This window comes from Pantoea sp. X-Soil-TKNS-1211 (genome assembly GCF_059730495.1).
On the sequence record NZ_AP035953.1, the window covers coordinates 1,159,694 to 1,180,200 of the forward strand.

Consider the following 20,507-nt stretch of genomic DNA (forward strand, 5'->3'; position numbering starts at 1 on the left):
CTGATGCTAAAAGGAATGGCTGGGTTGCTGTAGAAAAGCGCACTCTTCGGCAAACAGGTTAAATAAGCGTCGTGCTGAACGTTGCCAACGTTGAAGATCCTGAGTATTGATTCCGTAGCTGCTAAACAACATAAAGGTATCGTCAAGATATTCATCGATTTGCGTAATCAGTGCTTCATCTTCAACATGCTTAATTTTGTAATTCATCGTGAAAGACGCGATATGCTCAATCAAATCGTTGAGCTGTAAATTGCTTTCCGAAGTGGGATCATTAACCCAGCCATGATGGCTGTCAGTTAATGTTGCCATACTTTCGTCAAACAGGTTCTCACACAGAAATTTAAGCTGGGCAATATCATGCCGTTTCGGTGAGTATTCGTCCATCTTTTTCCCCTCCATAGCTAGCACGGTTACCGCAGTGCGGCGAGATTTGGAAAAGCGGCCAGGAAGCGATCACGAATAAAATGAATTCAGCGACTCCTTAAAGATAATCCACATTCATTAGTTTTGCTCACCTCCATTACCAAATATTACAATTCATCGGCAGGAGAAGGGCGTGAATTGTCTATCACCTCGAACACCAGCCCGCCCGGCTGGATATGAAACAGAACATCTTCCTGGCGGGTAAAGGTTTCATTTAAATCCTGACAGGGACTAAATAAATTCCACTGGAAATCGTAAAGCATTTTAAATCGATTATTAGCGATAGTCTTGATAGAAATAATGCGAAAACTCTCGGGAACTAATCGTGCGTTTTGTGAATACCATTGTAAATCACCCGCCAATGCTGAGGCTATTTTGAGAATATTCCCTTGTATTATTGCCTGCAACTTTGAGCAGTCATCCTCATCCACAGCAATATCACAATGAATAATGGCCTGCATTGTTAATCCACTAAAAAGGGCGTTGTTTATATCATTGGGGTTTCTGGCAAACATTGCAAGCTCGCCTTAAGCATAAATAGCTATTGTTGTGATGGATTGCATTGTGTGGCAGGGGGAAAAGGAGGGGGGAGGATTGCCGCTGTTTAACTTTTGAAACACTTTCCTCTGACCAGGTGACAGAATAGTCTGATAGTGTATTGTTATGTTATAACATTTTGGTCGTGTTCAATGAATCACAGTGGATTACTGTTGTCGCTTGGCGGACGTTTGCTGGTCGCGTTGTTGTTGGTTGCCCTGCTGGTATTGGCAATCGTCTGGGGTATGCAGAAATGATGCGTTTTCATCACCTGCAAGCCGGGTATCAGGGACAAAGGGTTACGCCAACAATTAATGGCGAGCTGCCGTCAGGCAGCATGACAGCGCTAATTGGCGCGAATGGCAGCGGAAAATCCACGTTGCTGAAAACCATCGCCGGTTTACTGACACCGATTGCTGGCCGTTGCGATTTAGAGGTTTCCCGTAAGGAACTGGGTTGGTTGCCACAACGTACTGAGCTGGAAACGCGTTTTCCCATCACCGCTTATGAATTGGTGGCGATGGGGTGCTGGCCGCGCTGCGGCTGGTTTGGCGCGATTAACCGTACGCTGCGCAAAGAGATTGATATGGCACTGGATGCGGTACAGATGCGTGATTTTGCCGATGCCCAGCCCGCCACTTTGTCGGGTGGGCAGTTGCAGCGTGTGTTGTTCGCCCGCCTGATGCTGCAACGCAGCAAATTATGGCTACTGGATGAACCCTTTAATGGCATCGACAGCCAGACCGTGACCTTATTGATGTCGATCCTGCAACAACAACAACAAGTGGGCACTACCTTGTTGGTGGTATTACACGACCGCCCTTTGGTCGAGCGTTATTTTCAGGATGTCTTGTCGCTGGATGAACCGGAATCCGCGCACGCCCCCTTGTTGCGGAGGGTCGCATCATGACCTTACTGCAACCATTCATCGAATTCGGTTTTATGCGCCGTGCCCTGGTGGCCTGTGTCGCGCTGGCGCTGAGTGCCACACCTCTTGGGGTTTTCCTCTCGCTGCGGCGTATGAGCCTGATTGGCGATGCGCTTTCTCACGCGGTGTTACCTGGTGCGGCGATTGGTTATCTCATCTCTGGTCTGTCATTGGTGGCGATGGGGATTGGCGGGCTGATCGCTGGTCTGGCGGTCGCTTTGCTCTCCGGTGCCGTCAGCCGTTACACGCCGCTGAAAGAAGATGCCAGCTTCGCCGGTTTTTATCTCGGTTCACTGGCGCTTGGCGTCACTCTTGTCTCACTACGCGGCTCCAGCGTTGACTTACTGCACGTACTGTTTGGCTCGCTGCTGGCGGTGGATAACGCCGCGATTATGCTGGTCGGCGGCATTGCCGCGTTCACATTATTAATGCTGGCGATGATCTACCGTCCGTTGGTGATTGACGCCTTCGATCCCGATTTCCTGCGTGCACAAGGCAAATGGAGTGCGCCGCTGGTGCACGGCATTTTTCTCACCCTGGTGGTACTCAACCTGGTGGCGGGTTTTCAGGTGCTGGGCACCTTGATGTCAGTGGGATTGATGATGCTGCCCGCCGCCAGCGCCCGCTTCTGGAGTCGACATCTCGCCTGCATGCTCGGTGTTGCCATGCTGCTGGCGGTGATTGCCGCTCTGATCGGGCTGATATTGTCGTGGCACTACTCACTACCTGCCGGTCCGGCAGTGGTGCTGAGCGCCGCCGGGCTTTTTTTGCTTTCTGTTTTGACAGGACCATGTGGCGGCTTACTGCGCCGCCGATAACGAAACCAATAAGGGGATATGTATGAAGAAGTTACCGATTAGCCTGGCGGTGGGTGCCATGTTGATCAGCCCGCTGGCGCTGGCGAAAACGGTGGATGCGGTAGCAAGCTTTACCGTGCTGGCTGATATCGTGAAACAGGTTGGTGGCGATCACGTTAAGGTGAAATCGTTGGTGGGGCCAAATGGTGACCCACATACCTTCGAACCCACGCCACAGGATAGCCAGGCACTGGCGCAGGCTGATGTCGTGTTCGTCAGCGGTCTCGGGTTGGAGGGCTGGATGGATCGACTGGTAAGTGCGTCGGGCTACAAAGGTACGCTGGTGGTAGCGTCAACCGGTATCAATACCCGTGAGATGGTGGACGATGGTAAAACCATTACCGATCCTCACGCGTGGAACAGCATGGCGAATGGTGTGATTTACGCCACCAACGTCATGAACGCCTTGATCAAGGCCGATCCGGAAGACGCAGCCGCTATTCGCAAACAGGGCGAGAACTATATTCAGCAATTACAGAAACTCGACAGCTGGGCAAAAACGTCTTTTGCCGCCGTACCGCAGAGCAAACGTAAGGTACTGACCAGCCATGATGCGTTTGGTTATTTTGGTCAGCGTTATGGGGTGGAATTTCTTGCGCCGGTTGGTTTCTCAACCGAAGCGGAAGCCAGCGCCAGTGATGTGGCCTCTATCATCAAACAGCTCAAGGCTGAACACATCAATACCTACTTTATGGAGAACCAGACTGATCCGCGTCTGGTGAAGCAAATTGCCAGCGCAACCGGCGCAAAACCAGGTGGCGAGCTGTATCCGGAAGCATTGTCGGAAGCGAATGGACCGGCTGCCAGCTATGAAGCGGCATTCAAACACAACGTGAATGACATGCTGAAAAGTATGCAGTAATAAAAAAAGGCCGGGTATCAACCCGGCCAATTATCACGACACATCCTAACGTTTTTTCTTCTTTCTTCCCTGAACCGCTTTAAAGCGCGGATTAGTTTTACAAATCACATAGATACGACCTTTACGACGCACGACTTTGCAATCTTTGTGACGGGTCTTGGCTGAACGCAATGAACTCAATACCTGCATGTTGTGCTCCGTTATGCCTTGCTGCGGCTGAGGAAACGACCAAAACGCTGGTTGAAGCGTGCCGCGCTGCCTTCTTTGGCAAAATCTTTCTGCTTGCCGGTGTAGTACACATGCGATTTTGAAGAGACGTCGAGCGTGACATACGGCAGCACTTCGCCTTCAAACTCGATGGTGCGTTCCGTTTTGATAGTGGAACCGACTTTGAAATATTCATTCGCCGTAGTGTCGTGGAACACCACCGGGCGGTAGTGGGGATGGATATCAGGTTTCATAATTACGTGCCTTATGTAATGTTATTATATAACAATAGTATGAACCTGAGCGCACAACAATGCAACTCGTAGGGGCGCGATTTATCGCGTGGGTTGTGTCTGGGAGCAAAAAAAAAGGCCGCATCAGCGGCCTTTTCAGGGAGGGAAAATCTTAGTGGCTGTGGTCGACCGGATGGCCTTGTTCCAGTTCAGCATTATTCTTGCTGAAACGGCGGCGCACCACTACGAAGAACACTGGCACGAAGAATATGGCCAGCGCGGTGGCGGTGACCATGCCGCCCATCACGCCAGTACCTACGGCGTTCTGCGCGCCAGAACCAGCACCGGTACTGATCGCCAGCGGCAGTACGCCGAGGATAAAGGCCAGAGAGGTCATCAGAATCGGACGCAGACGCATACGGGATGCCTCCAGCGTTGATTCCACCAACCCTTTGCCTTCTTTCTCCATCAAATCCTTAGCGAACTCAACGATCAGGATGGCGTTCTTCGCCGACAGGCCAATGGTGGTAAGCAGGCCCACCACGAAGTAGACGTCATTGCTCAGACCGCGCAGGGTAGTGAACAGCAACGCACCCACCACGCCGAGCGGAACCACTAACATGACTGAGAACGGAATTGACCAGCTTTCATACAGTGCAGCCAGACACAGGAACACCACAATCAGCGAGATGGCATACAGTGCCGGAGCCTGGTTACCGGACAAACGTTCCTGGTAGGACATACCCGTCCAGTCGTAGCCGATACCCGCAGGCAGTTTTGCCGCCAACTCTTCCATCAGATTCATGGCATCACCGGAGCTTTTACCCGGTGCAGCCTGGCCGAGGATTTCCATTGACGGCAGGCCGTTATAACGTTCCAGACGTGGTGAACCGTACTGCCACTTCGCACTGGAGAAGGCGGAGAACGGCACCATCTCACCTGCGCTGTTGCGTACATACCATTTGCTGACGTCATCCGGCAGCATGCGTGAATCCGGCTGGCCCATCACGTACACCTTCTTCACGCGACCACGGTCGATGAAGTCGTTCACGTAGGAACCACCCCATGCCGCACCCAGCGTGGTATTGATGTCAGACAACGAGACACCCAGCGCCGACGCTTTTTCCTGATCGATAATCAGTTTGTACTGCGGTGTATCTTCCAGGCCGTTAGGACGCACGCCCACCAGAGTATCCGGGTGCTGAGCGATCATACCGAACAGCTGATTACGTGCTTCGGTCAGTTTCTCATGTCCCAGGTTACCCTGATCAATGAGCTGGAAGTCGAAACCGGTGGCGTTACCCAGTTCGATAATCGCCGGCAGGTTGAACGGAATGACCATCGCATCTTTGATGGAACCCAGCGCACGCATCGCACGAGCGGCAAGGGCAGGCACTTTCATATCGGCACTGCTACGCTCGTCCCAAGGCTTGAGGCTAACGAAGGCGATACCGGTGTTCTGTCCACGACCGGCAAAGCCAAAGCCGTTAACGGTAAACACCGAATTGACGCTGTCTTTCTCTTTGGTCAGGAAGTAATCCGTCACCTGGTCGAGCACTTTCTGAGTACGTTCCTGGGTGGCACCGGCAGGTAATTGCGCCTGAGCCAGCAGCAGACCCTGATCCTCTTCCGGCAGGAACGAGGTAGGAAGACGCAGGAACAGATACGCCATGCCCACGACGATGATCAGATAAAGTACCAGGTAACGGCCGGTGCTGCGTACGATATGACCGACGCTGTCCACATAGTGGCTGGTGCTCTTATCAAACAGGCGGTTAAACCAGCCAAAGAAACCGGTGGTTTTACCGTGGCTGCCTTTCTCCACCGGTTTCAGCATGGTTGCGCACAGCGCAGGCGTCAGAATCAACGCCACCAGCACCGACAGGGCCATCGCTGATACAATGGTGATCGAGAACTGACGATAGATCACCCCGGTAGAGCCGCCAAAGAAGGCCATCGGAATAAATACCGCCGAGAGCACCAGCGCAATACCGACCAACGCACCCTGAATCTGCTCCATCGAACGTTTGGTGGCTTCTTTCGGTGGCAGTCCCTCTTCGGCCATTACACGCTCAACGTTCTCTACCACCACGATGGCGTCATCCACCAACAGGCCGATGGCGAGCACCATCCCGAACATGGTGAGCGTGTTTATCGAGTAACCAAATGCGGCAATGATCGCAAAGGTCCCGAGCAGTACCACTGGCACCGCAATGGTTGGGATCAGCGTGGCGCGGAAGTTCTGCAGGAACAGATACATTACCAGGAACACCAGCACGATCGCTTCCATCAGGGTTTTCACCACTTCGAAGATGGAGATTTTAACGAACGGCGTAGTGTCATACGGATAAACCACTTTCATGCCAGCCGGGAAGAACGGTTGCAGCTTCGCCAGCTCGGCTTTTACTGCATCCGCCGTGTCCAGCGCGTTAGCGCCGGTCGCCAGCTTGATACCGATACCGGAAGCCGGTTTACCGTTGTAACGGGCAATGATGTCGTAGTTTTCCCCACCCAACTCAATCTTCGCCACGTCACGCAGACGCACCTGCGAACCATCGGTGTTGACCTTCAACAGAATGTTGCCGAACTCATCGGTCGATGTCAGACGAGTCTGGGCAATGATCGAGGCGTTCAACTGCTGGCCCGGCACCGGTGGTGTGCCACCTAACTGACCGGCGGCCACCTGGGTGTTCTGGGTCGTCAGTGCGCTGATCACATCAACCGGTGTCAGCTGGAAGTTATTGAGCTTGTGCGGATCAAGCCAGATACGCATAGCATACTGCGCACCAAATACCTGGGTATCACCTACCCCAGGGGTACGGCTGATCGGATCTTTGATGTTCGACGCAACGTAGTCCGAGATATCGTTCTGCGTCATGTTCGGGTCATCACTGACAAAACCGGCCACCATCAGGAAGCTGCTGGAGGATTTTTTAACCTGAATCCCCTGCGACTGCACTTCCTGCGGCAGCAATGGCATCGCCAGCTGCAGTTTGTTCTGTACCTGGACCTGAGCGATATCCGCGTCCGTACCGGACTGGAAGGTCAGCGTCAGGGTCAACGTACCGGACGAGTCACTGCTCGAGGACATATACATCAGTCCATCGATACCGTTCATATTTTGTTCGATGACCTGAGTCACCGAGTCTTGCAGCGTTTTCGCATCAGCACCCGGATATGAGGCCTGGATCTCAACTGCCGGTGGAGCAACATTGGGATATTGCTCGATAGGCAGACTGATGATCGATAGCGCACCCGCCAACATAATAATGATGGCGATTACCCACGCAAAAATGGGGCGATCGATAAAAAACTTAGCCATGTATTAACGGCTCCTGTTTATGAAGACGATTTTTCAGACTGTGCCTGAGATGCGGCAGCGGCTTTCGTGTCGTCTGATACTTCTTGTGGTGTTACCTGCGCACCGGGTTTGGCACGTTGCAGACCGACGGTGATCACACGATCGCCTGCTTTCAATCCTTCGGTGACCAACCATTTATCACCAATCGCCTGGTTGGCTGTCAGGTTGCGCAATTCAACTTTGTTATCGGCTCCGACCACCATGGCTGTGGCCTGGCCGGTTGGGGTACGGGTAACCGCCTGCTGAGGCACCAGCAACGCACTCGGATTGGTACCTTCATCCAGACGCGCACGGACAAACATGCCAGGCAACAGACGGCCATCCGGGTTCGGGAAGATCGCACGCAGGGTAATCGAACCGGTGGTTTCGTCGACGGTCACGTCGGAGAATTCCAGCGTGCCAGACTGTGCGTAGGTGCTACCGTTTTGCATCAACAGAACAACATTGGCTTTACCGTCGGTCTGTTTCAACTGACCGGCTTCCAGCTCGGCGCGCAAACGCAGGAAATCATCGCTGGATTGGGTCACGTCAACATACATCGGATCGAGCTGCTGTACGGTAGCCAGTGCGGTGGTCTGCGCACTTGATACCAGCGCGCCTTCCGTCACGGAGGATTTCCCAATGCGTCCGCTAATCGGGGAGGTCACCTTGGTGTATGCCAGATTAATGCGGGCGCTTTCTACGTTCGCCTGCGCAGCCTGTACGGCAGCGGCATTCTGTGCGGCGGTAGCGACGGCGGTGTCATAATCCTGCTGGCTGATGTACTTGGTACCCAGCAGCGGCTTATAGCGTTTAACCGTCAAATCTGCGATGCGCGCATTGGCTTGCGCTTCCGCCAGTGCACCTTTTGCATTGTCGTAAGTCGCCTGATAGGTAGCGGGATCGATCTGATACAGGGAAACCCCTGCTTTCACGTCACTGCCTTCAACAAAGTTACGCTTCAGAATGATACCTGAGACCTGAGGGCGAACTTCCGCAACACGGAAAGCCGAAGTGCGGCCAGGTAGCTCAGTAGTGATTTTCAGTGGCTCGTTTTTTAACGTCACAACACCCACTTCAGGGGGCTGCTGCTGGGCGGCTTGCTGGGATTTATTATCATCACATCCTGTCAATACAAAGCTGCCTGAAAGCATCAGGACGGCCGCCAGAGGGGCTAATCCTCTGTTTTTATTCATAAATAAACCTCTAGTGTCCGATATCAAATGATCAATGGATCACAAACCGTTAAACCCATTGCTGCGTTAAAACACGGGTCGTGCTATGGTACATACATTCACAAATGTATGTAAACTTGCCAGTTTGTAAAAAAAGTCCGCTATGGCACGAAAAACCAAAGCACAAGCACTTGAAACGCGTAATCAAATTCTTGATGCCGCGTTAGCTCACTTCTCAGAACACGGTGTTGCCGCCACATCACTGGCGGATATCGCTGCGGCTGCCGGCGTCACGCGGGGAGCCATCTACTGGCATTTTAAGAATAAAGCCGATCTGTTACATGAAATCTGGTTGCAGTGTGACGCTGGGCTTGATGATGTGGAACTTGAGTATCAAACAAAATACCCCGGCGATCCACTTTCTGTTATGCGTTCCATGTTGATCTATATCCTTGACGCTACTGCAAAGGATCCCAAAAGACGCGCACTAATGGAGATCATTTTCCATAAATGCGAATTTGTGGGTGAAATGGCAACCTTGCAGAACATGCAGCAAAGCTTATTGTTGGAATGTTACGATAGAATAGAAGAGGTACTGCGTGCTTGCATTGATGCGGGTCAGTTGCCCGGCAACCTCAACACCCGTCAGGCCGCGTTGATTATGCGTGCCTATGTGAATGGCATGATGGAAAGCTGGCTCTTCACGCCGGAAAGTTTTGACCTGGCGGCAGAGGCACCGAGCCTGGTCGAAGCCCTGCTGGATATGCTGCGGTTAAGTCCAACATTATCCAACGGTACTCATTCGTAGCGGCGCGATTTATCGCGCAATTCTGTGCGCAGTATTGGTAGAACCCGCGCGATAAATCGCGCCGTTACGGGGATTTTTCCGCTGCTTTTTTCTGCTCATAATCGCGCTGGATAATTGCCAGTGCGGCCAGCACTGTAGCAGTGGGAACCTGGTTCTCTTCCAGCAGTTGAATCAAATCCACAGCCAGTTTGATTTCGTCTGGTGCCGTTTCCAGTGACATCGCTTCTCCTAAATACGTAATTTCATCACCACCAGCAGCATCACCACGGCACCAGCCAGCGCCATGCCGAAGGTCGCAAAGCTGAGGGTTACCATATCGCACGCGTTAAAATAACTGGCGATATAGCCGCCGATCAGCGCACCTATTACCGCCAGTACCAGCGTAACCATAAACCCTCCAGGCCGCCCGGGAAACAGCACCCGTTTTAGCCAACCAGCGGCAAGACCCGTCAAAATCCAGGCGATAAAAGCCATATGCAACTCCTCATTTCAGGAAAGAAAAGTATAGAGGAAAGATCGCTGCGCTTACCGTGCGGTAAATTGCAGCTCCAGCTTATGGATGGCCTGACGACAGCGCCCCAGTCGCAGGTGAAGTTGCTCCAGTTCACGAATCAATTGCTGTTGGACGCTCAGGGTTTCGGCATGGTGCAGATGCTGCTCGCGTTCGGCGATCATCCCCAGCAACCGTGTCTCATAGCCGCGATACTCTTCGCGTTTCTGTTGTTTAACATCGGTGCGCGGTCGTTCGCGCGGCACACGCAGTTGCTGGCTTTGACACTCGCGTTGTAAGGCGGCGATCTGATCCAGCACTTTATCAGCCAGCCACTGACGGCGTGCAACATCCTGGTCAGCGGCGGTGAGCTGGGCGACATTGTGTTCCAGCTCTTGCAAATAGTCGGCCAGTCGCGTCCCTTTGCAATGGAACAATTGCGCATCAAAGCGCGGTTGACGGCAGCTGCCATCCGGTTGCTGCGCGATTTGCTGGCGCAGCAGCGCAAGGGTGGATTGAAGACGTTGTTGTGGGTGCGGCAAGGGCATCACTCTTTTCCCGACTGTGTTAACGTATTGCGGTATCGATTTTATCAGGCATCAGTTATGCAACGCATTTTATTACTGAGCCTTGGCTGGCTGGCGATCGTGCTGGGTACGCTGGGGATTGTATTACCTTTATTACCCACCACGCCATTCGTGTTGCTGGCGGCCTGGTGTTTTGCCCGATCCTCACCACGTTTTCATCACTGGTTGTTATGGCGCTCACCTTTTGGTCGTTATCTGCGCCACTGGCAGCGTCATCGTGCGATGCCACCGGGGGCGAAAGGTCGCGCCATGCTGCTGATTATCCTTACTTTTGCCGTGTCCATCTGGTTGGTTCACATGTTGTGGGTGCGCATTATGCTCGGCATCATGCTGTGCGTGTTGTTGCTGTTTATGTGGCGGATTCCGGTGGTGGCAGAAAGTACAGACGAACGCGAAACGTAGCGACAGGGTTGCATTTAGGCGACCATTTGCTTAGATTTGGGCCTCTTCGTGCGTGGCTTCCCTCTGTGAACTGACTTCGCTTAACCCGGTCTCCCGGGTGTTGGCGCTATGGAAGCTGCGCGAAATAGAGATTTCACCAGGCGTAACACTATGACCGCAACTGCTCAGCAGCTTGAACTCATCAAAAACAGCATCAAAAGCATTCCTGACTACCCCAAGCCGGGCATTCTGTTCCGTGACGTCACCAGTCTGATGGAGGACCCGCAAGCGTATGCGGCGTCGATTGCCATCCTGGTCGAGCGTTATCGTGACAAAGGCATCACCAAAGTGGTAGGGACGGAAGCACGTGGTTTCCTGTTTGGCGCGCCGGTCGCGCTGGGTTTAGGCGTAGGGTTTGTACCGGTACGTAAGCCGGGCAAATTGCCGCGAGCGACGTTTAGCGAAAGCTATGAACTGGAGTACGGTACTGACACGCTGGAACTGCATCAGGATGCTATTCAGCCGGGTGATGTGGTGCTGGTGGTGGACGATCTGCTGGCGACCGGCGGCACCATCGAAGCCACCGTTAAGCTAATCCGTCGTGCAGGTGGTGAAGTGAAAGATGCCGCTTTCATTATTAACCTGTTCGACCTGAGCGGCGAAGCGCGTCTGAAAGCGATGGGCCTCGATTGCTTCAGTCTGGTGAATTTCCCCGGCCACTAAGGCCAGCGCGCTCCGTCATGTGGCGGGGCGCATCTCCGCAAAGTTATAGGCATCTTTGGTGTTGGCTGTTAAACTACTGCCAAAATAAACAGGGTTTGCAAAGCAGCATTTTTCCCCTTTTTACTGACAGTGGGCTTCGGCTCTTTAGTCGTGCCGCTGTGCCAACTCAACCAAATCCAGTGATCGAATCCACATGAGCTATCAGGTACTTGCGCGAAAATGGCGTCCCCAGGCTTTCGCTGACGTAGTCGGTCAGGAACATGTGCTGACTGCGCTGGCCAACGGGTTGTCACTGGGACGAATCCATCATGCTTATCTCTTTTCCGGCACCCGCGGCGTGGGTAAAACCTCGATTGCGCGTCTGCTGGCGAAGGGTCTCAACTGCGAAACCGGTATCACCTCCACACCCTGTGGCGTGTGCGATAACTGCCGCGAAATCGAGCAGGGACGTTTTGTCGATCTGATTGAGATCGACGCGGCGTCACGCACCAAGGTCGAAGATACCCGCGATTTACTCGATAACGTGCAATATGCGCCAGCGCGTGGCCGCTTCAAAGTCTACCTGATTGATGAAGTGCACATGCTGTCACGTCACAGCTTTAACGCGCTGCTGAAAACGCTGGAAGAGCCGCCGTCGCACGTCAAATTCCTGCTGGCGACTACCGATCCGCAAAAGCTGCCGGTCACCATTTTATCCCGTTGTTTGCAGTTCCATCTCAAAGCGCTGGATGTGGAACAGATTCGCCAGCAACTGGAGCATATTCTTCAGCAGGAGCAGATCGCCGCCGAACCGCGTGCGCTGCAACTGTTGGCGCGCGCCGCCGAAGGCAGTATGCGTGATGCGCTCAGCCTGACCGATCAGGCGATAGCGATGGGGCAGGGCAGCGTCACGCGCGATAGCGTGGCGCAGATGCTCGGGACGCTGGACGATGAACAACCACTGGCGTTAATTGAAGCGCTGAGCGACGGTAACGGTGAACAGGTGATGGCGTTGCTGAGCCAGGCTGCGTCGCGCGGTGTCGAATGGGAAGCGTTGTTGGTGGAAATGCTACGCCTGCTGCACCGTATCGCCATGGTGCAATTGCTGCCCAGTTCCCTCAGCGATGATGATGTCAGCCAGGCACAACGTCTGCGCGAGCTGGGGCGCGTCTTGCCACCAGCGGATGTGCAACTTTATTACCAGACGCTGCTGATGGGGCGTAAAGATCTGCCACTGGCACCGGATCGCCGTCTGGGTGTGGAGATGACGCTGTTGCGTGCGTTGGCGTTTCACCCGCAGGCGTTGGTTGCCGAACCGGTTCCACGCCCGGTGCTGACACCTCAGGTGGCTCCGACTCCGACGTCGGTGGCGGCACAGCCACAAATGGCACCACCACAGACTGAAGTACCGCCAATTCCTGCCGATTATCCTGATATGGCTCCTGCACCGGAAAATCTGTCGGATGCGACCAGTCAATTGCTACAGGCCCGTACGCAGTTGCTGCGTCAGGGAGCCAGCAAAGCAAAAAAGAGTGAGCCGGCAGCGCGTTCCGCGCGGCCGGCTAATGCGGCACTGGAACGCCTGGCAAATGTCACGGAACGGGTGCAGCGACGTGCGTCTGAACCGGCGGTAAAAGCGGCGGCAAAACCGGAAGCTTACCGCTGGAAAGCACAAACGCCGACCGAGGTAATCGCCGAGCCAGTTGCGACGCCAAAAGCCTTGCGTTCAGCGCTGGAGCATGAGAAAACCCCTGAGCTGGCACAACGTCTGGCGGAAGAAGCGCAGCAACGCGATGCCTGGGCGGCGGAAATTGCCGCGCTGTCATTGCCGAAACTGGTGCAGCAACTGGCGCTCAACGCATGGAAAGAACAGGGTGATGGCGCGGTATGTCTGCATCTGCGTAGCAGCCAGCGCCATCTGAATTCAGGTGCCGCGCGGCAGGCGTTAGCCGAAGCGCTCAGCCATGCGGCAGGTCAGACGGTTGAACTGACCATTATTGAAGACGATAATTCTGCGGTATTGACGCCACTGGAATGGCGTCAGGCCATTTATGAAGAGAAACTGACGCAGGCGCGTCAGTCGATCATTAGCGATACCCACATTCAGACCTTGCGTCGTTTCTTTGACGCGGATTTGGATGAAGAGAGTATTCGACCCGTATGAACATGCTGCCGCGCGATGAGCGTGCGACGCAGCCCCAGCAGAGAGAGAAGACTATGTTTGGAAAAGGCGGATTGGGCAACCTGATGAAGCAGGCCCAGCAGATGCAGGACAAAATGGCCAAAGTTCAGGAAGAGATCGCCGCGCTGGAAGTCACTGGCGAATCAGGTGCTGGCCTGGTCAAAGTGACCATCAACGGCGCGCATAACTGCCGTCGCGTGGAAGTGGATCCGAGCCTGCTGGAAGATGACAAAGACATGCTGGAAGATCTGATCGCTGCCGCGTTCAATGATGCCGCGCGCCGTATCGATGAAACCCAGAAAGAGAAAATGGCTTCCGTGTCTGCCGGTATGCAACTGCCGCCAGGCTTCAAGATGCCATTCTGATGCAAACCAGTCCACTGCTTGAATCTTTGATGGAGTCGTTGCGTTGTCTGCCGGGTGTTGGCCCGAAGTCGGCGCAGCGTATGGCGTTTCATCTATTGCAGCGCGATCGCAGCGGTGGCATGCGTCTGGCGCAGGCGTTAACCCGCGCCATGTCGGAAATCGGCCATTGTGCCGATTGCCGCACCTTCACCGAGCAGGAAATCTGCACCATCTGCGCCAATCCGCGTCGTCAGCAAAACGGCCAGATTTGCGTGGTGGAAAGTCCGGCGGATATCCACGCCATTGAGCAGACCGGGCAGTTTGCCGGCCGCTACTTTGTGCTAATGGGCCATCTGTCGCCGCTGGATGGTATCGGCCCGCAGGATATTGGGTTGGATCGTCTGGAGCAGCGCCTGGAGCAGGAAACGTTGCAGGAAGTGATCCTCGCGACCAATCCCACGGTGGAAGGTGAAGCCACGGCCAACTATATCGCCGAGCTGTGCAGCCAGTACGGCGTGGATGCCAGCCGTATTGCACACGGTGTGCCGGTGGGCGGTGAGCTGGAGATGGTTGACGGCACTACGCTGTCGCACTCGCTGGCCGGACGTCACAAGATTAAATTTTAACCACTTGCCGGTATCAACATTGATACCGGCTTGAAATTCTCCGCACCATCCCCATCTCTTCTTCAACGTTCGATCAACCCGATTCAGTTGAGGTAGCAATGACCATGAAAGGACAAGAGACGCGTGGCTTCCAGTCAGAGGTAAAACAACTTCTGCACCTGATGATCCATTCCCTCTATTCAAATAAAGAGATTTTCCTGCGTGAACTGATCTCCAACGCCTCCGATGCGGCTGACAAACTGCGCTTCCGCGCGCTGTCGGCAGCGGATCTGTATGAAGGCGACGGCGATCTGCGTGTGCGGATCTCGGTCAACAAGGAAAATCGTACGCTGACGCTGAGTGATAACGGCATCGGCATGCGTCGTGATGAGGTAATTGAGAACCTTGGTACCATCGCGAAATCAGGCACCAAAGCGTTCCTGGAGTCGATGGGTTCTGACTCGGCAAAAGACAGCCAACTGATCGGCCAGTTCGGTGTCGGTTTCTACTCGGCATTTATCGTAGCTGACAAAGTCACGGTGCGTACCCGTGCAGCAGGTGCCAGCGCCGATGAAGGCGTGTTCTGGGAATCTGCCGGTGAGGGCGAATATACCCTCGCGGAGATCGAGAAAGCCGATCGCGGTACGGAAATCACCCTGCATATGCGTGAAGGCGAGGATGAATTTCTTGATGCCTGGCGTGTGCGCAGCATTATCGGTAAGTATTCCGATCACATCGCGCTGCCGGTAGAAATCGAAAGCAAAGATGAAGAGAGCGACACCACCAGCTGGGAAAAGATCAACAAAGCCCAGGCGCTGTGGACGCGTAACAAAGCTGAAATCAGCGACGAAGAGTACCACGAATTCTACAAACATATCGCCCATGACTTTAGCGAGCCGGCTGCCTGGAGCCACAACCGCGTGGAAGGTAAGCAGGAGTACACCAGCCTGCTGTACATCCCGGCACGCGCCCCGTTTGACATGTGGAACCGCGACCACAAACACGGCCTGAAACTGTATGTTCAGCGTGTATTTATCATGGACGACGCCGAGCAGTTTATGCCGAACTACCTGCGTTTTGTCCGTGGTCTGATCGATTCCAACGACCTGCCGCTGAACGTCTCGCGTGAAATCCTGCAAGACAGCCGTGTTACCCAGAGCCTGCGTGGTGCGCTGACCAAGCGTAGCCTGCAAATGCTGGAGAAACTGGCGAAAGATGACGCGGAAAAATATCAACAGTTCTGGAAAGAGTTTGGTCTGGTGCTGAAAGAAGGCCCGGCGGAAGACCAGGCTAACCAGCAGCAGATCGCGAAGCTACTGCGTTTTGCCACCACGCAAAGCGAAGGTGCTGAGCAGACCATCTCGCTGGACGACTACCTGAGCCGCATGGTGGAAGGTCAGGACAAGATTTACTACATCACCGCCGACAGTTATGCCGCCGCCAAGAGCAGCCCGCATCTGGAGCTGTTCCGCAAGAAAGGCATTGAGGTACTGCTGCTGTCCGATCGTATCGACGAATGGATGATGAGTTACCTCACCGAGTTTGACGGTAAAACCTTCCAGTCGGTGAGCAAAGCGGACGAATCGCTGAGCAAATTGGCAGACGAAGAGACCGAAGAACAGAAGGAAGCGGAAAAAGCGCTGGAGCCGTTCGTTGATCGCGTGAAAACCCTGCTGGGCGAGCGCGTCAAAGAGGTGCGTTTAACCCACCGTCTGACCGACACCCCGGCGATTGTCACCACCGATGCCAACGAAATGACCACCCAGATGGCGAAATTGTTCGCGGCGGCGGGCCAGGAAGTGCCGGATGTGAAATACATCTTTGAACTGAACCCGGATCATACGTTGGTTAAACGTGTGGCGGATACCCAGGATGAAAGCCGCTTTGGCGAGTGGGTCGAGTTGCTGCTTGATCAGGCGTTACTGGCTGAGCGTGGCACGCTGGACGATCCCAACCAGTTTATTCGTCGTATGAATCAGCTGCTGACCGCGTAAGATTAATCAGGGCGACCCCTCGGGGCGCCCTTCCATCTGTCGTAGCGGCGCGATTTATCGCGCGGGTACGGAGATTTTTAATGCTGCGCCTCATCCCTTAACCAATCACGGAACAAGGTAATCTCCGCATCATGCTGACGTGACGCCTTGGTCATCATCCAGGTTGCGCGATCCAGGCGTACAAAGCCAAGTGGCGCAATCAGCGTACCGTCGTGTAACTCCTGCCGTACCAGTAAACGCGGTGCCATAATCACCCCAAGGCCATTCCTCGCTGCCTGGATACCCAGCGTCAGATTGTCAAAGTGTTTTCCCACCCAGAAATTCCCGCGTGTGCCGCTGGTTTTGGCCCATTCTGCCCAGGCGTGAAGCCGCGTGTCGGCATGCAGCAGCGGTAAAGTCGCCAGATCCTGCTCATTCTGAAAACGTGCGGCAAATTGCGGTGCGCAAAGTGGGCCGATGTAATCATCGCTGACCAGAGTGGCATCGATATCTTCATCGGGCGTTTGTTCATAACTGTGAATCAGGACATCGGTGTGTTCGCTGCGCAACTGATCGATCTCCACCAGTTGCTGAAACTGGATCTCAATATCGGGATAGCGCAGATAAAAGCTGCCAATACGCGGGATCAGCCATTGGGAAAGGAAACTCGGCGCGCAGGAGACGCTGAGATGGTGGCGCATGCCGGTGCGAATACTTTCACAGGTGGTGGAAAGTTCGCTAAAAGCTTTCTGGCAACTGACCAGTAATCGCTCACCATGTGAGGTTAATTTGACACGTCCATTTGTACGGACAAACAGAGGCTTACCCATCCAGCTTTCCAGCTGTCGAACCTGATGGCTGATGGCGCTGTGGGTCACATGCAAACGTTCGGCGGCTACGCTAAAACTGCTGTGTAGTGCCGCCTGGTGGAAATAATGCAGTGCACGTAACGAAGGTAGCCCGGTCATACTCATCCCCTGTGTAAAAACCTAACAGGGATTGTCAGTTTATATCATTTTAAAGTCCAGCCGCATTGCCCTAACCTTTCCCCCTGATTCTGGCGGGTTGACTGGCAGGCGCCTCTGTGTTTACGCCGGTAATTTCCGCCATGGACCTGCTCCTCATCCGCCATCACACAGCACAATAAACAGAGAATAATCACGCGATGGCTTCACAGAATGCTTCTGCCAGGGCGGCGGCGCGCGATCAGCTTCGCGGCCAGCTTTCCCGCCATTACCGGCTTGAACAGTACGACCTGTTCTTTGCACCTTCATTGCATATTGCACGGGTATTGCTTTCCCAGTTGTTTTTACGCCAGGAACAGGCACGCAATCAGACACGCTACGCTTCTCAATATCCCGTCAGTGAATTGAGTGTGTTACCGTCGGTGCCAGTGATGGCAGGGAATATATCGTTGGTTGAACATGTTGATGTATTTCGTGGCCGCGTGCGTGCGCTGGTTGAATGCGAGAGCCAGGGCGTCACAGATGCATCCGAGTCTTTTGCCACGCTGCTGCACCGGCGTCTGATTAGCGAGGCACGGCTGTTTGTCACACGGCTCGATCGTCACGCGAACCTGGGCACAGATTTGGTACTGATCGCTTTGCGCACCCATGATTTCAGCACCCTGGTACGCAGTGAATTGCGCCTGTTCGAACACGGACTGGCGCTGGGTGGTGCACCGGAGCAGGCCTTGGCACAGATGACCGCTACGCAATGGCGGCCTTACAATATTGCCAGTGTTGACACTATTACCCTGGAAGCGCCGTTTTCGCTGCAATCTCTGCAACAACCCGGCTTGTCATTTGCGGTTCTGCCGATCATGCCGGGCAAGCTGCCACAGGCACCGCAGCCTGACCTCCATCTGTGGCCCGAGAAGGGGCGTGTACTGTTGTGCGCCAATGTGCGTGGCAGCGCCAACAAAAGCCAGAATATGACGGGAAAACTGACGAAGCGGCTGCGCGAGCTGTTAAGCAGCGGACGCAATTCTGAAAATGGGGAAAAATCCCGCGTCGGGCTGGTATCGGTGGCAAAAGGCAGTAAAGTAGGACATTAGCCGTAACCACGGCCCCTTTCCTTGTGGTGGGCGAGGCATAGTGGTATGGTCTTCGCCTTCTCAGATTGATCAATGCGATTCGCAAGGGGAATTACGCAATGCGTATTATTCTGCTCGGGGCACCGGGCGCAGGTAAGGGCACTCAGGCTCAATTCATCATGGAGAAATACGGTATTCCGCAAATCTCCACGGGCGACATGCTGCGTGCGGCAGTGAAAGCGGGCACCGAACTGGGTCAGCAGGCGAAAGCTATTATGGATGCCGGTAAACTGGTGACTGACGAGCTGGTGATTGCGTTGGTTAAAGAGCGTATTACTCAGGAAGACTGCAAAAATGGTTTCCTGCTTGATGGCTTCCCACGCACCATTCCGCAGGCTGATGCCATGAAAGAAGCCGGTATTAACGTCGATTTTGTGCTTGAGTTTGCTGTGCCGGATGAACTGATTGTCGATCGCATTGTTGGCCGTCGTGTGCATGCGCCGTCTGGCCGCGTTTATCACGTCACCTACAATCCGCCAAAAGTGGCAGGTAAAGACGACGTGACCGGCGAAGAGCTGACCACGCGTAAAGATGACCAGGAAGAAACCGTGCGTAAGCGTCTGGTGGAATACCATCAGCTGACCGCGCCGCTGATTGCTTACTACAGCAAAGAAGCCGAAGCCGGTAACACCCAGTACCACAAAATCGACGGCACCCGCCAGGTTGCTGAAGTGAGTACTCAGTTGGCTGCCATCCTCGGTTAAGTCAGATAAGGGTCGGTTTGCCGGCCCTTTTGCAGCAATTGCTTTCCCCTCCTGCTTTTTCCGCTACAATTTCCCACGATTTTGACCCATTCGTTTCGACAGCAAGGAAATACAATGAGGCAAGAAAAGCCCGGGGTTTTACTGGTTAATTTAGGCACACCAGACGCACCCACTACACCAGCGGTTAAACGTTACCTGAAACAATTCCTCGGTGACCCACGCGTGGTCGATACGCCGCGTTGGTTGTGGTGGCCGATTCTCAACTTTATCATCCTCCCGTTCCGTTCGCCGCGGGTGTCTAAGCTCTACGCATCGGTCTGGATGGAGGAAGGCTCACCGCTGATGGTGTTCAGTAAACGGCAGCGTGATGCGCTCGCGCAGCAGATCGATATGCCGGTCGAGCTGGGCATGAGCTACGGTCAGCCCAGTCTTGAAGGCGCAGTTGAGCGCTTATTGGCCCAGGGCGTCACCAAATTGATCGTATTGCCGCTGTATCCGCAATTCTCCTGCTCAACGGTTGCGGCCGTATGGGATGGCCTGTCTGCCAGCTTCAAACCGCTGCGCTCTTTGCCGGAAGTCGCCTTTATTCGTGATTATGCCGAACACCCGGCGTATATCGCTGCCCTGAAGGCGTCCGTCGAACGTTCATTCGCGCAGCATGGTGAGCCGGATCTGCTGGTGCTGTCGTATCATGGTATCCCTCAGCGCTTCGCCAACGAAGGTGATGACTACCCACTGCGTTGCAAAGACACCACGGATGCGCTGGCCGCAGCCCTCGGCATCGCGCCACACAAAATCATGATGACCTTCCAGTCGCGCTTTGGCCGTGAGCCATGGCTGACGCCGTACACGGACGAAACCATGCAAGGGCTGCCCGCCAAAGGCATTAAGCATGTGCAGGTGATGAGTCCGGGCTTTGCCGCAGACTGCCTTGAAACGCTGGAAGAGATTAGCGAGCAGAACCGCGAGTTCTTCCTGCACGCGGGTGGGGAGAAGTTTGAATATATCCCTGCTCTGAACGCCGATGACGAGCACATTGCCATGATGGTGCAACTGGTCAACGCGCGCCGTTAA

At 54.2% G+C, this 20,507-nt stretch carries 23 protein-coding genes and 1 other annotated feature; of the genes, 13 read left to right on the top strand and 10 right to left on the bottom strand.

Annotated elements, in window-relative coordinates; genetic code table 11:
* Window positions 1-6: 6 nt before the first annotated feature.
* The gene (tomB, locus tag AC6I8W_RS05425; RefSeq protein WP_021185827.1) at window positions 7-384 is read right to left on the bottom strand and encodes an Hha toxicity modulator TomB; all 378 of its coding nucleotides are present in this window, start codon (window positions 382-384) and stop codon (window positions 7-9) included.
* A gap of 146 nt (window positions 385-530) precedes the next feature.
* Window positions 531-884: a hypothetical protein gene (locus tag AC6I8W_RS05430; RefSeq protein ID WP_497838111.1), complete on the bottom strand. Its 354-nt coding sequence runs from the start codon at window positions 882-884 to the stop codon at window positions 531-533.
* Window positions 885-1,213: 329 nt separating this feature from the next.
* Between AC6I8W_RS05430 and AC6I8W_RS05435 the strand changes: the two genes are divergently transcribed.
* From AC6I8W_RS05435 to AC6I8W_RS05445, 3 genes are read left to right on the top strand one after another with little or no spacing between them, the layout of a single operon-like run.
* Window positions 1,214-1,870 carry a metal ABC transporter ATP-binding protein gene (locus AC6I8W_RS05435; protein ID WP_497837293.1) on the top strand — a complete coding sequence of 219 codons (657 nt, stop codon included), beginning with the start codon at window positions 1,214-1,216 and terminating at the stop codon, window positions 1,868-1,870.
* Window positions 1,867-2,706, top strand: coding sequence for a metal ABC transporter permease (locus AC6I8W_RS05440; protein ID WP_497837294.1), 840 nt, complete (start codon window positions 1,867-1,869; stop codon window positions 2,704-2,706). The genes AC6I8W_RS05435 and AC6I8W_RS05440 overlap by 4 nt, the downstream gene beginning before the upstream one ends.
* Before the next feature lie 22 nt (window positions 2,707-2,728).
* Window positions 2,729-3,607 (top strand): metal ABC transporter substrate-binding protein, encoded by an 879-nt coding sequence (locus AC6I8W_RS05445; RefSeq protein WP_497837295.1) that lies wholly within the window; start codon window positions 2,729-2,731, stop codon window positions 3,605-3,607.
* Between the two features lie 45 nt (window positions 3,608-3,652).
* On the opposite strand, the gene ykgO is transcribed toward AC6I8W_RS05445, so the two are convergent.
* From ykgO to AC6I8W_RS05465, 4 genes are all read right to left on the bottom strand, one after another.
* Window positions 3,653-3,796, bottom strand: a complete 144-nt coding sequence (gene ykgO, locus AC6I8W_RS05450; protein ID WP_013508157.1) for a type B 50S ribosomal protein L36 — start codon at window positions 3,794-3,796, stop codon at window positions 3,653-3,655.
* Window positions 3,797-3,807: 11 nt separating this feature from the next.
* Window positions 3,808-4,068, bottom strand: a complete 261-nt coding sequence (locus AC6I8W_RS05455; RefSeq protein ID WP_497837296.1) for a type B 50S ribosomal protein L31 — start codon at window positions 4,066-4,068, stop codon at window positions 3,808-3,810.
* Between the two features lie 151 nt (window positions 4,069-4,219).
* Window positions 4,220-7,369 (bottom strand): efflux RND transporter permease subunit, encoded by a 3,150-nt coding sequence (locus tag AC6I8W_RS05460; protein ID WP_497837297.1) that lies wholly within the window; start codon window positions 7,367-7,369, stop codon window positions 4,220-4,222.
* A gap of 17 nt (window positions 7,370-7,386) precedes the next feature.
* Window positions 7,387-8,583 (bottom strand): efflux RND transporter periplasmic adaptor subunit, encoded by a 1,197-nt coding sequence (locus AC6I8W_RS05465; protein WP_497837298.1) that lies wholly within the window; start codon window positions 8,581-8,583, stop codon window positions 7,387-7,389.
* A 142-nt stretch (window positions 8,584-8,725) separates the two neighbouring features.
* Between AC6I8W_RS05465 and acrR the strand changes: the two genes are divergently transcribed.
* Complete coding sequence (acrR, locus tag AC6I8W_RS05470) at window positions 8,726-9,370, top strand: multidrug efflux transporter transcriptional repressor AcrR (RefSeq protein ID WP_497837299.1); 645 nt, start codon at window positions 8,726-8,728, stop codon at window positions 9,368-9,370.
* Window positions 9,371-9,434: 64 nt separating this feature from the next.
* Here the strand turns inward: acrR and rsmS are convergent, their stop codons facing one another.
* From rsmS to priC, 3 genes are read right to left on the bottom strand one after another with little or no spacing between them, the layout of a single operon-like run.
* Window positions 9,435-9,590, bottom strand: coding sequence for a pleiotropic regulatory protein RsmS (gene rsmS, locus AC6I8W_RS05475; protein ID WP_497837300.1), 156 nt, complete (start codon window positions 9,588-9,590; stop codon window positions 9,435-9,437).
* An 8-nt stretch (window positions 9,591-9,598) separates the two neighbouring features.
* Window positions 9,599-9,844: a GlsB/YeaQ/YmgE family stress response membrane protein gene (locus AC6I8W_RS05480; RefSeq protein ID WP_497837301.1), complete on the bottom strand. Its 246-nt coding sequence runs from the start codon at window positions 9,842-9,844 to the stop codon at window positions 9,599-9,601.
* 51 nt (window positions 9,845-9,895) lie between these two features.
* Window positions 9,896-10,408 carry a primosomal replication protein PriC gene (gene priC, locus AC6I8W_RS05485; RefSeq protein WP_497837302.1) on the bottom strand — a complete coding sequence of 171 codons (513 nt, stop codon included), beginning with the start codon at window positions 10,406-10,408 and terminating at the stop codon, window positions 9,896-9,898.
* A gap of 57 nt (window positions 10,409-10,465) precedes the next feature.
* On the opposite strand from priC, the gene AC6I8W_RS05490 reads away from it, so the two are divergent.
* The 6 genes from AC6I8W_RS05490 (at window position 10,466) to htpG (ending at window position 16,655) form a co-directional block, all read left to right on the top strand.
* Window positions 10,466-10,849, top strand: coding sequence for a DUF454 family protein (locus AC6I8W_RS05490; protein ID WP_480369169.1), 384 nt, complete (start codon window positions 10,466-10,468; stop codon window positions 10,847-10,849).
* Between the two features lie 150 nt (window positions 10,850-10,999).
* Complete coding sequence (gene apt / locus AC6I8W_RS05495) at window positions 11,000-11,551, top strand: adenine phosphoribosyltransferase (RefSeq protein ID WP_013508166.1); 552 nt, start codon at window positions 11,000-11,002, stop codon at window positions 11,549-11,551.
* A 193-nt stretch (window positions 11,552-11,744) separates the two neighbouring features.
* The gene (gene dnaX / locus AC6I8W_RS05500; protein WP_497837303.1) at window positions 11,745-13,694 is read left to right on the top strand and encodes a DNA polymerase III subunit gamma/tau; all 1,950 of its coding nucleotides are present in this window, start codon (window positions 11,745-11,747) and stop codon (window positions 13,692-13,694) included.
* Window positions 13,036-13,097: a sequence feature (DnaX frameshifting element), on the top strand. It overlaps the preceding gene by 62 nt.
* A 53-nt stretch (window positions 13,695-13,747) precedes the next feature.
* On the top strand, window positions 13,748-14,077 hold the full coding sequence (locus tag AC6I8W_RS05505) for a YbaB/EbfC family nucleoid-associated protein (protein ID WP_021182290.1): 330 nt from the start codon (window positions 13,748-13,750) through the stop codon (window positions 14,075-14,077).
* The gene (gene recR, locus AC6I8W_RS05510) at window positions 14,077-14,682 is read left to right on the top strand and encodes a recombination mediator RecR (RefSeq protein WP_208724971.1); all 606 of its coding nucleotides are present in this window, start codon (window positions 14,077-14,079) and stop codon (window positions 14,680-14,682) included. The genes AC6I8W_RS05505 and recR overlap by 1 nt, the downstream gene beginning before the upstream one ends.
* A gap of 98 nt (window positions 14,683-14,780) precedes the next feature.
* Window positions 14,781-16,655 carry a molecular chaperone HtpG gene (htpG, locus tag AC6I8W_RS05515; protein WP_497837304.1) on the top strand — a complete coding sequence of 625 codons (1,875 nt, stop codon included), beginning with the start codon at window positions 14,781-14,783 and terminating at the stop codon, window positions 16,653-16,655.
* 77 nt (window positions 16,656-16,732) lie between these two features.
* Here htpG and AC6I8W_RS05520 read toward each other — a convergent pair whose 3' ends face one another.
* Window positions 16,733-17,602, bottom strand: coding sequence for a LysR substrate-binding domain-containing protein (locus AC6I8W_RS05520; RefSeq protein ID WP_497837305.1), 870 nt, complete (start codon window positions 17,600-17,602; stop codon window positions 16,733-16,735).
* A gap of 197 nt (window positions 17,603-17,799) precedes the next feature.
* Between AC6I8W_RS05520 and AC6I8W_RS05525 the strand changes: the two genes are divergently transcribed.
* The 3 genes from AC6I8W_RS05525 (at window position 17,800) to hemH (ending at window position 20,507) form a co-directional block, all read left to right on the top strand.
* A complete protein-coding gene (locus tag AC6I8W_RS05525) occupies window positions 17,800-18,690 on the top strand; it encodes a DUF6024 family protein (RefSeq protein WP_497837306.1) in 891 nt (296 codons plus the stop codon).
* Between the two features lie 98 nt (window positions 18,691-18,788).
* A complete protein-coding gene (adk, locus tag AC6I8W_RS05530) occupies window positions 18,789-19,433 on the top strand; it encodes an adenylate kinase (protein ID WP_013508174.1) in 645 nt (214 codons plus the stop codon).
* A 114-nt stretch (window positions 19,434-19,547) separates the two neighbouring features.
* Window positions 19,548-20,507 (top strand): ferrochelatase, encoded by a 960-nt coding sequence (gene hemH / locus AC6I8W_RS05535; RefSeq protein ID WP_497837307.1) that lies wholly within the window; start codon window positions 19,548-19,550, stop codon window positions 20,505-20,507.